This window comes from Neobacillus sp. DZ-9 (assembly GCF_059587065.1).
Genome location: NZ_JCAIOL010000006.1, coordinates 272750 through 284621, shown reverse-complemented (window position 1 = coordinate 284621; position 11872 = coordinate 272750). Strand labels below are relative to the sequence as shown.

13 protein-coding genes are annotated in these 11872 nt (G+C 38.8%); 10 read left to right on the top strand and 3 right to left on the bottom strand.

Annotation, left to right across the window (positions count from 1 at the left end):
- Nucleotides 1-73 precede the first annotated feature (73 nt).
- Complete coding sequence (locus tag AC59HZ_RS18880; protein ID WP_496547336.1) at nucleotides 74-1546, bottom strand: flavin monoamine oxidase family protein; 1473 nt, start codon at nucleotides 1544-1546, stop codon at nucleotides 74-76.
- 224 nt (nucleotides 1547-1770) lie between these two features.
- On the opposite strand from AC59HZ_RS18880, the gene AC59HZ_RS18875 reads away from it, so the two are divergent.
- The 8 genes from AC59HZ_RS18875 to AC59HZ_RS18840 all read left to right on the top strand — a co-directional run bounded on the left by AC59HZ_RS18875 (nucleotide 1771) and on the right by AC59HZ_RS18840 (nucleotide 8566).
- Nucleotides 1771-2217 (top strand): hypothetical protein, encoded by a 447-nt coding sequence (locus AC59HZ_RS18875; protein ID WP_496547335.1) that lies wholly within the window; start codon nucleotides 1771-1773, stop codon nucleotides 2215-2217.
- Between the two features lies 1 nt (nucleotide 2218).
- The gene (locus tag AC59HZ_RS18870; RefSeq protein ID WP_430063836.1) at nucleotides 2219-2443 is read left to right on the top strand and encodes a helix-turn-helix transcriptional regulator; all 225 of its coding nucleotides are present in this window, start codon (nucleotides 2219-2221) and stop codon (nucleotides 2441-2443) included.
- Nucleotides 2444-2484: 41 nt separating this feature from the next.
- Nucleotides 2485-3183 (top strand): DUF4386 domain-containing protein, encoded by a 699-nt coding sequence (locus tag AC59HZ_RS18865; RefSeq protein WP_496547334.1) that lies wholly within the window; start codon nucleotides 2485-2487, stop codon nucleotides 3181-3183.
- 342 nt (nucleotides 3184-3525) lie between these two features.
- Nucleotides 3526-5241, top strand: a complete 1716-nt coding sequence (locus AC59HZ_RS18860; protein ID WP_496547333.1) for an aromatic amino acid hydroxylase — start codon at nucleotides 3526-3528, stop codon at nucleotides 5239-5241.
- Between the two features lie 70 nt (nucleotides 5242-5311).
- The gene (folE, locus tag AC59HZ_RS18855) at nucleotides 5312-5884 is read left to right on the top strand and encodes a GTP cyclohydrolase I FolE (protein WP_496547441.1); all 573 of its coding nucleotides are present in this window, start codon (nucleotides 5312-5314) and stop codon (nucleotides 5882-5884) included.
- Nucleotides 5885-6710: 826 nt separating this feature from the next.
- Nucleotides 6711-7034 carry a heavy metal-binding domain-containing protein gene (locus AC59HZ_RS18850; protein ID WP_496547332.1) on the top strand — a complete coding sequence of 108 codons (324 nt, stop codon included), beginning with the start codon at nucleotides 6711-6713 and terminating at the stop codon, nucleotides 7032-7034.
- Between the two features lie 2 nt (nucleotides 7035-7036).
- Entirely contained in the window at nucleotides 7037-7270 is a 234-nt protein-coding gene (locus AC59HZ_RS18845; RefSeq protein ID WP_496547331.1) for a hypothetical protein, read from the top strand.
- Nucleotides 7271-7381: 111 nt separating this feature from the next.
- Complete coding sequence (locus AC59HZ_RS18840; protein WP_496547330.1) at nucleotides 7382-8566, top strand: cytochrome P450; 1185 nt, start codon at nucleotides 7382-7384, stop codon at nucleotides 8564-8566.
- Nucleotides 8567-8718: 152 nt separating this feature from the next.
- Here the strand turns inward: AC59HZ_RS18840 and AC59HZ_RS18835 are convergent, their stop codons facing one another.
- A complete protein-coding gene (locus AC59HZ_RS18835; protein WP_496547329.1) occupies nucleotides 8719-8910 on the bottom strand; it encodes a YjcZ family sporulation protein in 192 nt (63 codons plus the stop codon).
- A gap of 299 nt (nucleotides 8911-9209) precedes the next feature.
- Here AC59HZ_RS18835 and AC59HZ_RS18830 point away from each other — a divergent pair, with 299 nt between their 5' ends.
- Nucleotides 9210-9626, top strand: coding sequence for a GNAT family N-acetyltransferase (locus tag AC59HZ_RS18830; protein WP_496547328.1), 417 nt, complete (start codon nucleotides 9210-9212; stop codon nucleotides 9624-9626).
- A gap of 91 nt (nucleotides 9627-9717) precedes the next feature.
- Here the strand turns inward: AC59HZ_RS18830 and AC59HZ_RS18825 are convergent, their stop codons facing one another.
- Nucleotides 9718-10677 carry a carbohydrate kinase family protein gene (locus AC59HZ_RS18825; RefSeq protein ID WP_496547327.1) on the bottom strand — a complete coding sequence of 320 codons (960 nt, stop codon included), beginning with the start codon at nucleotides 10675-10677 and terminating at the stop codon, nucleotides 9718-9720.
- A gap of 369 nt (nucleotides 10678-11046) precedes the next feature.
- Between AC59HZ_RS18825 and AC59HZ_RS18820 the strand changes: the two genes are divergently transcribed.
- Nucleotides 11047-11784: a BtpA/SgcQ family protein gene (locus AC59HZ_RS18820; RefSeq protein WP_496547326.1), complete on the top strand. Its 738-nt coding sequence runs from the start codon at nucleotides 11047-11049 to the stop codon at nucleotides 11782-11784.
- Nucleotides 11785-11872 lie beyond the last annotated feature (88 nt).

Here is an 11872-nt window from a genome sequence, read left to right as displayed (position 1 = left end):
TAAAAGAAATAACTCAGTTCACCATGAACTGAGTTATTTTTCTATATAGGTAAATTGGCAGTATGTAGTTCTTTTATTTTGGCAAGTGATTGACTTCGTTTGCTACTCTGATTCCAGACTCAATTGCTCCTTGCATCCACCCGTGGGTAAGTGTGGTATGCTCACCTGCAAAGTGGACTCTACCTTCAGGTATAGAGATATAGGGGAAAAGTTCGTGTTCCTGACCAGGCTTAAATGTCGCTAGTGCACCAAGAGCATATGGATTATCTACCCAGCTATAGGACGTTCCTGAAACAAACTCTGAAAACACTAGGTCACCGAAAATGACGGATAAGTTCTTTAAAGCAAAGTGAATTCGGTCTTCGTTGGATAAACCATTCCATGTCAAAGCCTCATCCGCCCACGTATAACTTGCCAAAACCACAGCCGGACCCATTGTTCCAATCCCTTGACTAGGGTAATACGTGAAACGAATCGGCAGGTCCGTTATCGATTTACCCCCAAATTGATTTTCTTTTTCCCAAAACCTGCTTTTAAACTCTATCCCTACTTTCGTCGCAGCCATATAGTTCAGTTCACGAATCGCTCTCCGTTTATAATAGGAAAAAGAATGGAAGGGCTCCACTTCAACAAAACGTAAGACGGTAAAAGGGATGGTTATGATGGCAAGATCACTTGTTATAGAGGATTGTTTTAAGGTGTGAGAATGGTTTGAATGGATAGTTATACGATTTGGTTGTTGAACAATTTTCGTCATCCTTTGATAGAACCATATATCATCTTTTAATTGAGGCAAAAATGCCCTAGGGAGCAGGTCCATACCACCCGTTATTTCATAGAAACGATCTGTCCTGAAGCTCGCCGCTTCGCGTAAAACTTCCAGAAATGACATCCCCATATATGCTTCATAGTCAAGGAGTAAACCAATCATATCAACCGCACCAGAAGAAAAAGTGGTTCCATATTGATAATGGTAAGACCTTAAAAATGTACCTAGAGAGTAATCTTTAAATTCTTTTTCGATTAGAGGCCAATGTATTAAAGGATCTTTGTTGATAAAATCGACAATGGGCTGAATCGCTAAATTTAACAGATCCTCGGCGCTCTTGCCTCTTTCATTTCGGTCAACAGGAAAGTTTAGAATACCTGGATTACTTTCAAAAATGTCAAGACGTGTTTTGATTCCATTGAGGTAAAGAATATCGACTGGAGTCCGGTTGATAAACTCGTTTACGGTTAATCCGAATTTATTAATATACTCTAAAGTTAAATGATGAGTATCAGGGATCCGCATAGGACCAATATTTAAATAAAGCCCATTGCTAAAAGGGGAACGTATTGTCGCTGCACGTCCGCCCACATAATTGGTTGCTTCCATAATCGTTACTTTGTGCCCTGCTTCCTTCAGGAGAGAAGAAGCAACAAGTCCAGCCAATCCTGCACCGACAATGGTAATGGTCTTAGGAAATTGAGACTTTGGCAGTCCATTTCTAATGATGCTAATCATTTGTTGAGAAGTTAATTTAATATTTGTGGAATTAGGCATCCAATCGCCCCTAATGATAAAGATTAATACATTGTATTCACTGGTAGGGATGCCTATGTTTTAAAAGGTTTTTTTGACAGGGGAGTGCGGCAGAAAAAGACTGGGCTGGACCATGGTCCAGCCAATTTGATGTCATCTTTACATAACTTGATGTAAACTTTTTTTTACATTATGCATATAATACTTTACCCGATGTAAAAGTGAACATACAGGAGGTGTAAACTTTGACCTATCAAGAAAAAAAGAGCATCGTATCAGTGATCACCGTTATTTTCATTTTCATCTCATTTTGGTTATACATGTACCCTCAGCATCCCGAGGGCGGACTGGAGTCGCCAGAAACCTTTCGCTATTGGGGTTCCTTTGTCCTCCAATTAACTTTGGTTTCAATCGTCGTGCACATCATTATCGGCATTATTTTTAACATTGTCTTTAGAATGACGACCAGAGAAAAGGAACCTACATTTGCAGATGAGCTGGATAAGTTAATTTCCTTAAAAGCGAGCCGCAATTCTTTTTTTGTGTTTATCATTGGCTTCCTTCTTGCAATGGGATCGCTGGTCATTTTTCAGCCGTCACAGGTGATGTTCATGACCTTGATTATTTCAGGGTTCCTATCAGATGTGACAGGCTCGGTTACGAAAATTTATCACTATAGGAGAGGAGTTTAACATGGGCAAAAATCTTGTCGGCAATCACATTCGAAAATTACGGTTCAACCATGATGAAATGACACAGCAGCAGCTGGCTGACAAGGTAGGCGTGACCAGACAAACCATCGTCGCTCTCGAAAAGGGGAAGTACTCCCCATCCCTGGAATTGGCTTTTCGCATTGCTCACGCCTTTAACTTACCTTTGGAAGAAGTCTTTTTTTATCAGAACAACACAAAGCAATAAGCTTGAATGTGTAGGAATTTATCCTGAGAGGGCGATGAAAAATGAATTCAAACAAGAAAGCTGCAAAAATTGTGGGCGTACTGTTTATACTTGCTGCCGTTACGGCAATAATCGGTCTTATTTTATACGATCCCATCCTTAATGGTCCTGATTACATGATAAATGGCTCCGAACACGCCAACCAGGTGATACTGGGAGCGCTTATGGAGTTAATTCTTGTTGCCTCAGCAGTTGGGACTGCCACTACCATGTTTCCAATATTAAGAAAGTATAATGAAACGATCGCTCTTTGGCATCTTTGTTTCAGGTTTCTTGAAGCAATTATCATTACTGTTGGTGTAATCAGTATGTTGTCCCTATTGACCTTAAGTCAGGAATTTGTAGATGCAGGAGCCCCGGATTCCGGATCTTTTCAAACATCAGGTATCGTATTAAAAGCAATACATGCATGGACATTTATGCTTGGACCACTTTTCATGCTGGGTATAAATACGATGATGTACAGTTATATATTTTATAAATCCAAGCTCGTACCCAGGTTTATAGCGATTTTGGGGATGACAGGGGCAATTCTTGTTTTTATTTATGGATTGTTGGTAATGTTCGGTGTGATTGAACAAATTTCTGTTTGGAGTATTTTGTCGCTGCCAGTAGCAACTTATGAAATGATTTTAGCCGTATGGCTACTGGTGAAAGGATTCGATGAATCTGTACTTGCTTCTATTTCTCGAAAAAAGTAAGCGTTTATGAAAAGTTATTTTAAAAAAACATTTGACAAGATATCAATTTTCCTAGTATTTTATTAATATACTTTATCACTTAAAAGCGTTTGAGCGTTTAAGTATGTTAGTGAATATTAATGCCTAGCATTCTAGTAGTACCTTCTTAACAGCAAATAGAGACTGGACGGGTGGTGAAAGTCCAGGTGAGAAGATGTACGAATTACACATGCAGCATAATGGGCAATTTTTTTAGAGTGGACCTGATTGGGTCAAAAAGGGTGGTACCGCGGAGAGATTCTTCGTCCCTTATTTGGGATGGAGGACTCTCTTTTTTATTTTTTCAACAAGGAGAGACAGCAAATGAAAGCAACTGTAAAAAAAATTCCGAAGCATTTACAAAAATATGTAGTGAATCAGCAATATGAAAAATACACAGCGATTGATCAGGCGGTTTGGCGTTATGTGATGAGACAGAATCATCATTTCCTAAAAGATTCTGCCCATCCTGCATACACTGGTGGTTTAAAATCCTCCGGTATTTCTATTGAAAAAATTCCGAATGTACATGATATGAACGACGCACTTTCACCTTTTGGCTGGAGCGCCGCCAACATTGATGGATTCATTCCTGGAGTTGTTTTCTTCGATTTTCAGGCCCATGGTATTTTACCGATTGCTTCAGATATTCGAAAGCTGGAGAACATTCAATATACTCCTGCTCCTGATATTATTCATGAAGCAGCAGGACATGCTCCCATTCTAGTAGACGAGAAATTCTCGGAATATGTAAAACTATTTGGAAGCATTGGCTCAAAGGCACTTGCCACAAGCGAAGAACACGAATTGTTTGAAGCAACCAGAGCATACTCCAACCTTTTAGAAACCGGTACAGCTACCGATGCAGAGATTGCTGCAGCAAAAGCACTTTTTGAAGAAAAACAAGCGAAAGTAACCGAATTGTCAGAGGCAGAGCAAATTTCCAGACTGTACTGGTGGACGGTCGAATACGGGTTAATCGGGACCATGGAGGAACCAAAAATTTATGGTGCTGGTCTTCTGTCTTCCGTGGCGGAAGGAAGAAGCAGTCTTACGGATTCGGTCGAAAAACGGCCATTTGATTTACAGAATGTAATTGAAACCGGCTTTGATATCACAAAGCCTCAGCCACAATTGTTTGTTTGTGAAAGCTTTGAGCAGTTAATTGAGGCGGTTAAGGAATTTGCAGGCAAAATGGCATTCCATAAAGGCGGGACTGAAAGCCTTGAAAAGGCACTCCGCTCTAACCATACGGCGACAATCCAATATGATTCTGGGGTTCAGCTAACTGGAACATTAAGTACCATTTTAAAAGATTCGAACGGAGAGGCTTTTTACATTCGAACAAATGGGCCATCGGCTTTAGCCTATAATCATAAAGAACTGCCAGGACACGGCAAGGGAAGACATGGAGATGGATTCGGTGCCCCGGTTGGAAGATTGAAAAAATCCACGCGTCCGCTAGGTGAAATGGAAATAGGAAAAGAGTACACGCTTCAATATGAGAGCGGTGTGACCGTGACAGGAATTCCTCAGCAATTCCTTCGTGAACAAGACAGGCTTCTCGTTATTTCTTTCGAAAACTGTACCGTTTCAATCAACGAGGAGATCCTCTTTCATCCGGAATGGGGCATGTTTGACTTAGTAGTAGGAGAGACAATTACTTCTGTCTTTGCAGGAGCGGCAGACTCCGAACAGTTTTACGCCGATATGGAGAGTTTGGAACAGAAGCCATGGGTGCAAAGAGAAGAAACAACTCTTGAGAATCTATACAGTAAAGTAAGGGCATTAAGAGAAACGGTCATGAACCATGAAGATAGGGAAGAAGGATTGAAAAAAGTATTCGAGAAACTTTCCGCTGATTTTTCAGAGGATTGGCTGCTGCGAGTGGAAATCTTTGAGCTTATGGAACAATATAATGTGCTTTCTTCTTGGAAAAATATCCTCCTTCAACAGTTGGTCGGAATTCAAACGCTTCATCCGGAATACCCGGAGTTGATCCAGAGAGGATTACGGTTAGAAAAAGAGAAAGGACTGTGAAACTATGTTTATAAAAGAGTTAGAGTCTATCTCTAATAAATTTCCTGGAATGATTGATGATCCTTACGCTATGGACGGTCAAAAAAATGTTCAAGTTACTAAGATCTTGTCAGCCTTTAGAGACCTTATTGAATTATGCGGGGATGATCCTGATAGGGATGGCCTTGAAGAGACACCGTATCGGGTGCTAAAGGCATTTCTTGAGTATACAGAAGGAAACCGGGAAGACCCGAAAACCCATTTAGAGAAAACCTTTGATGTAAATCATAAGGAACTAATTTTGGTGAAAGACATTGAATTCCATTCACTTTGCGAGCACCATTTTGCGCCATTTTTCGGTGTAGCTCATGTAGGTTATATACCCCATGAAAAAATAACAGGACTGTCCAAATTGGCACGCTTAGTGGAGGGATTTGCCAAGAGATTTCAGGTACAGGAACGCCTCACGAACGAAATTGCCGAGGCAATTGAGGAAATTCTTCAGCCAAGAGGGACGATGGTCGTCATTGAAGCCAAACATATGTGTATGTGTGGAAGAGGGGTAAAGAAATCGAACGCTTCCACTACTACCACCTCTACTCGTGGCGTATTTGCTGAACAATCAGATGCCAGGGCTGAGTTTTTAGCATTATTACAAAGATAATTTTTGGTGATGTTACTATAAATACTAGATGAATAATGTAAACTAATACAATTGAACTAAAGCTACAAAAAACAGCAATCTAGAGAATAGATTGCTGTTGTTTCATAAATAATTGTCTTTGAGACACAGGAGAGCACAGTTAATCTAAAAAAACGACTTTCATCAATCAATAAAGTTTAAGGAAAGTCGTTTTTTTTAATTTGAGAAAAAAGATCCAATTTTGTTGATCCCGAAACTAGTTTTGTTCTTAGAAGCGTTATTAGGGACATTTCGCTTAATCTGGAAACCAGTTTTGTCCTTAAGAAGCGTTATTAAGGACATTTCGCTTAATCTCGAAACCAGTTTTGTCCTTAAGAAGCGTTATTAAGAACATTTCGCTTAATCTGGAAACCAGTTTTGTCCTTAAGAGGCGTTATTAAGGACATTTCGCTTACACACGAAGCTAGTTTTGTCCTTAAGACGCCATATCAGGGTGCCGGATTGAAATTTTTGGAGGCTTCTCAGTACCCTTAAGACACAATATGGTTTGCAGGCCGGTATTTTCACAAAGAACATTGAAAAAGCTCACAAGGCTATTGCCCAAAATGGATGCAAAGGCTACTGCAATAGGAAATCTAGTCGAATGTATGAATACGGTGTAGATCGTGCATCCAGGGGAAGCATTACGGATATTAAAACACAGGATGTAATTTAAAAACATGAATAAAAGTCCTTCACTGTATTAAAGTGAAGGACTTTTGATTTAACTGTAAACTTTTAACGACAATAGTAATTATTCCCTTTATAATGAATAGTAGATTAATACAAATTAAAAAGGGGAGTATGTATGATAGTAGTAACGAAAGAACAAATCGATGGCTTTAAAATTAAAGAAATAAAAGGTGCTTGTTTTGGTCTGGTTGTGAGAAGTCGTGGTTTTGCTGGTCAGGTGACTGCAGCATTTAGGTCACTTGTAGGCGGAGAAATACATGAATATACAGAAATGCTTGAGGATGCTAGAAAACAAGCAATGGACCGATTAACGAAAAACGCTCATGCAATGGGTGCTAATGCCATTGTGATGTTTCGATTTGATTCAGGGGAAATTGGCCAAAATATGAGCGAAATAGTAGCTTATGGGACAGCGGTCGTAGTTGAAAAGGATGAGTAAAAATGAAATGGGTTTTGTATTACCTTGTATTTCAAATTTGTTTGATACTTTTCTTTTGGATATATTCCAAACGTAAAGATAGACGTTATAAAGATAATGATGATGATGATTTATCACTAGATTTTGAGCCAACGCACGAAGTGTTTATTGATCCTGTTACAAAGGTTAAAAAACGAGTTTATGTTAATCCCAAAAACGGTGAACGGATATATAAAGAAGAAAAAGATGAAAAATAGATTGAGAACATCAAACCAAAGTACAATTCCAAAATTAGTCATGAATAATTAGATTAGGTTATATTTATATATTTGTAGACTTAAATATCATTGATTAATGGGGCTGATAAAATGGAATCATTCTTTTCACCAGAAATACGCCGGAATCCTTATCCAATGTACAAAATGATGCGTGAGAAACAGCCTGTACTATTCTTTGAACCCTACAACATCTGGTCTGTTTTTCGCTATGATGATGTTAAAACAGTCCTATCAGATCATACTCGATTTTCATCCCAATACGTTGATAAAAACTTGCCACAAGCAACTGCCTCCATGCAAACCAGAATGAACTCTAGTTTGATTACGAGTGATCCGCCACGACACACGAAATTGCGTTCACTCGTCAGCCGTGCATTTACTCCAAGAGCAATTGAAGCACTTGAGCCGCGGATTCATGACATTACGAATGAGCTTCTTGACCGAATTGCAGATAAAGAAGATTTTGATCTTGTTCAAGATCTCTCTTATCCTTTACCCGTTATCGTCATAGCCGAAATGCTAGGTATTCCAAGTGGGGACCGTGAACAATTTAAGTATTGGTCAGATGAAGTCGTTGCCTCCGCAGATCAAGCAATCGGAGGAACGAGTGCTGACTCGACAAAAGCACACCAGGAAATGAATGAGTATTTCCGAAAGATAATTAAGAAACGAAGAGAAAATCCGCAAGGTGATCTTATCAGCGCCTTAATTCAAGCTGAGGAGGATCATCAACACTTAAGCGAGGAAGATGTATTATCGTTTTGCTGGCTCTTGCTAGTTGCCGGGAACGAAACAACCACAAATCTAATTAGCAATACGGTCCTAACCTTATTGGAGCAGCCGAATGAGTTCGAACGACTTCGTAACAACATGGACCTTATACCTTCTGCGATAGAAGAAACGTTGCGTTTTCGTTCTCCAGTTCAAGCCATGTTCCGATTTGCGAAGCAGGATATTGAAATTAGCGGCACAACCATTCCTGAAGGAAGTAGAATCATCGCATGGATCGGGTCCGCTAATCGTGATCCCGATAAATTTGCCAATCCGGAACAATTTGATATGAATCGTAATCCTAATCCGCATATAGCATTTGGTCATGGAATTCATTTTTGCTTGGGAGCACCATTAGCTCGAATGGAAGCAAAAATTGCATTATCGTTGCTGCTATCTAGAATTCCTCAATTCGAGAGGATAAATAATGAACCACTGGAAATGGCGCGTGGTTTTATCGTGCATGGAGTGAAGAATCTTCCACTAAAGATCGTTGGACGATAATACAATGGTAGTTCCTATGTCTTTTCTGGACTAGGAACTTTTTTATTACAAGAAAAACCTTACCAACTCTTTTTTAGATTCCTTCTCCCAACCAGTCCATTTTTGTTAAGGGAATAATCCTCACTCTTGAGTAAAGAGGAGGATTATATTTTTCAGCAGAAACAAACTGCACCAACAATGATTAATAAAATGAACAGCACTACTATGATGATAAAATCGTGGCACCCATGATGATGATGATGATGAGGAAAACAACCTCCATAAACAGGAGCTGCATAGCCGTAAGACAATGGTGGGTGGGGAATAACATTAGAAGCAGCAATATGTGGTATGGCATTATCCATTTTTTACACTTCCTTTCTAAAGTTGGAGAGTTACTATGACATTACACTATATAATACACACAGAAAGGATATTAGAGCGCGTCTATATCAAATATGGGCAGAAGTTTAGAGATTGTGTTATTGACCAGAATCTATTATTTGGCCATTAATCATTTTAAAAAGCATCTCGGAACTTTCTTTATCTTTGATTCATACAAGAAAACTCTCGTCGAGGTAGATACAACAATACTGGATAGTTTCCAATTATGATTTAATTCCATTATATTTAAAATATGTTAATAGAAAGGGTGATAAATATCTTGAATATAAAAGTTATTAATAAACTTGAAAAGCCACAAATTCAGGAGTTACATATGTTGTACCAATCAGAATGGTGGACGGAAGGACGTGAGTTGTCAGATGTTGAGCGAATGGTCGAAAACACTGATGTAATGATTGGTTTATGTGAGTCAAAAACAAATGAACTTTTTGGTTTTACCAGGATCTTAACCGATTATGTATATAAAGCATTGATTCTTGATGTAATGGTGAAAGAAAATTACCGTGGTAAGGATTTAGGGCGTTTATTGATGAATGCTGTCTTGGAACATCCATCTTTAAAAGATGTAAAACATTTTGAGTTGTACTGTCGTCCAGAGATGTTAACTTTTTATAAAAAGTGGGGATTTACCGAGGAATTAGGGGAACTTCATTTTATGAGAAAAGGAATGAAATAGTTTTTAATAGTAGAAATAACTCAGTTCATCGAGAACTGAGTTATTTTTCTATTTAGGTAGTAAATAGGTAATATGTAGCTACTTGTTCCTGTTATTTTAGGATACCGAAACGTGCAAAGTCTTCACTGTGTTCCTTTATGAATTGGAATACAGCCTCCGTTCCGCAAGCCCCGGCTCTGCCACCCATAATGGTGACTTTACGAGCAGCTGCAAAGTTAGCAAATTCCGCTGAAAGTTGAATGTTTTCGGTCCGTCTATAGGCATAAAGGAAAGAACTGCAGAAGGTATCTCCAGCTCCGGTAACGTCCGTTATTGGCACGTTAATACCTTTTACAGCAATTTCGTTGTGCGCTGTAAATATTCGACATCCCTTTTCCGCATAGGTAACAACGATCATCTGAATTCCTTTTTGGAATAAAAATTGTTTGGTTTCTTCTTTGGTTTTATTGCGCATTAGATTGTTGAATCCAGTTTCATTTACAAAAAGAGTGTCGACATACGCAAAAAACTGATCTTCTCCGGGCTGGAGATCGGCGACATCAAGATCACACCATATTTTTGATCCGTTAACTTTTGCTTTGGAGAGGATACCTGCTGCATCCAGATCACCACAGCAAAGTGGTTTCAATTCGCAAAAGTTGGAATAGATATATTCCGCATTACAGATTGCGTCTAATGTTTCCGGGGTAATCTCAAGACGTTTGATACCCATGGTAGGAATAAATACCGTATGTTCGTTTTCTGCTAGAATAATAATGGTCTTAGAATCCGGTAAAGAATCATCTCGAATAATATAAGTTGTATCAATCCCAGCATCTCGTAGATTCTCACAAAGTTGTTGTGAAATGAAACTGTTATTCAAGGCTGTTAAAAATTTGGCAGGTTGTAGATAACTGGCATAGACACTTGCTGCATTGGCAATCATTCCACCCATTTGTGCGGGTAGTGTATGAACGATGACTTTATCGCGTAGGTTTGGAAAGTACGCAGCACTATAATATTCATCCAAAGCTATATCCCCAATAAAAAATGTGTACCCCTGGTGATCCATACAGAGAGCTCCTTTTCTTTAAATTTTGAGTTAAATATATCATGATTATACGATTAATACAACGTATTAATACGACTTAAAATATATTAATACATTTTATATGAAAATAGATAGACGGAGTAAATAAGTCGTGTTAACATGTATTAAGAAAGGAGGACATGAAATTCACAATAATAGGGTCCCTATTATTGGAAGTGACTTTAGATTGTTGTTGCAATCGGTTTCTTCTTAATTACAGTCATAATGATTAGTCAGCTGGTGAAGGAACTTGGATTGGGAATAGTATCTAGTATCGCAGGGATATTATTGTATTCCCGATCCGCAGTAGATTAATAAATTAATACGGAAACCAGCGGAATGGAGAGTAAGATGAGTGGTAAAGGAAATTTCATAGATTTATTTAGAAGCGAAAAGCCAATTATGGGAATGTTGCACCTTAAAGGCGGCAATGAAGGTAACATGCTGGAAATAGCAAAAAAAGAGATTAATTTATTAGTTGAAAATGGTGTGAATGCAGTTATAGTAGAGAACTATTTTGGCTCAGTAGAGGATGTTGCAACAGTACTAGATTATCTTCAACGTGAAAAGAATCATATCGTCTATGGTGTTAACGTTCTTGATCATGATGATCTAGCGTTTGAATTTGCTAATAAATATGGGGCAAAATTCATCCAATTAGACTCAGTTGCAGGACACCTCACACCAGAAGAAGATGCGATCTTCCATGAGAAAATGAAAACATGGCGCAAGGAATCATCAGCATTTGTTATGGGTGGTGTGCGATTTAAGTATCAGCCTTACAAATCTGGACGCTCCCTTGAGGAAGACTTGGAAATCGGAATGACAAGATGTGATGCTATTGTTGTAACAGGGGATGGGACTGGCATGCAGACTCCAATCGACAAAATCAAGGAATTCAAAAGGATGATTAAGGGCTTTCCATTAATTATCGGAGCAGGCGTGACTCCAGAAAATAGTGCAGAGCAATTGGAAGTTGCTGATGGAGCAATCGTTGGGAGTTACTTCAAGGATACCTATACAGACAAGGGAGATATGGATGCTTCTCATGTACGACTTTTTATAGAAGCTGTAAAAGGTTGCAGGTAATTGACGGGGGGAGATCAAATATGGGATTATCAGTTTATCAGCTAGTAGGGTATATCGGTAGCTGAAATTCGATTTGATCTTGAGGATT

Excerpts from the sequence above, each read along its gene's own strand:
- AC59HZ_RS18880 (WP_496547336.1), bottom strand. The coding sequence starts at position 1,546 with ATGCCTAATTCCACAAATATTAAATTAACTTCTCAACAAATGATTAGC.
- AC59HZ_RS18870 (WP_430063836.1), top strand. The coding sequence starts at position 2,219 with ATGGGCAAAAATCTTGTCGGCAATCACATTCGAAAATTACGGTTCAAC.
- AC59HZ_RS18865 (WP_496547334.1), top strand. The coding sequence starts at position 2,485 with ATGAATTCAAACAAGAAAGCTGCAAAAATTGTGGGCGTACTGTTTATA.
- AC59HZ_RS18860 (WP_496547333.1), top strand. The coding sequence starts at position 3,526 with ATGAAAGCAACTGTAAAAAAAATTCCGAAGCATTTACAAAAATATGTA.
- folE (WP_496547441.1), top strand. The coding sequence starts at position 5,312 with ATGGACGGTCAAAAAAATGTTCAAGTTACTAAGATCTTGTCAGCCTTT.
- AC59HZ_RS18850 (WP_496547332.1), top strand. The coding sequence starts at position 6,711 with ATGATAGTAGTAACGAAAGAACAAATCGATGGCTTTAAAATTAAAGAA.
- AC59HZ_RS18845 (WP_496547331.1), top strand. The coding sequence starts at position 7,037 with ATGAAATGGGTTTTGTATTACCTTGTATTTCAAATTTGTTTGATACTT.
- AC59HZ_RS18840 (WP_496547330.1), top strand. The coding sequence starts at position 7,382 with ATGGAATCATTCTTTTCACCAGAAATACGCCGGAATCCTTATCCAATG.
- AC59HZ_RS18835 (WP_496547329.1), bottom strand. The coding sequence starts at position 8,910 with ATGGATAATGCCATACCACATATTGCTGCTTCTAATGTTATTCCCCAC.
- AC59HZ_RS18825 (WP_496547327.1), bottom strand. The coding sequence starts at position 10,677 with ATGGATCACCAGGGGTACACATTTTTTATTGGGGATATAGCTTTGGAT.
- AC59HZ_RS18820 (WP_496547326.1), top strand. The coding sequence starts at position 11,047 with ATGAGTGGTAAAGGAAATTTCATAGATTTATTTAGAAGCGAAAAGCCA.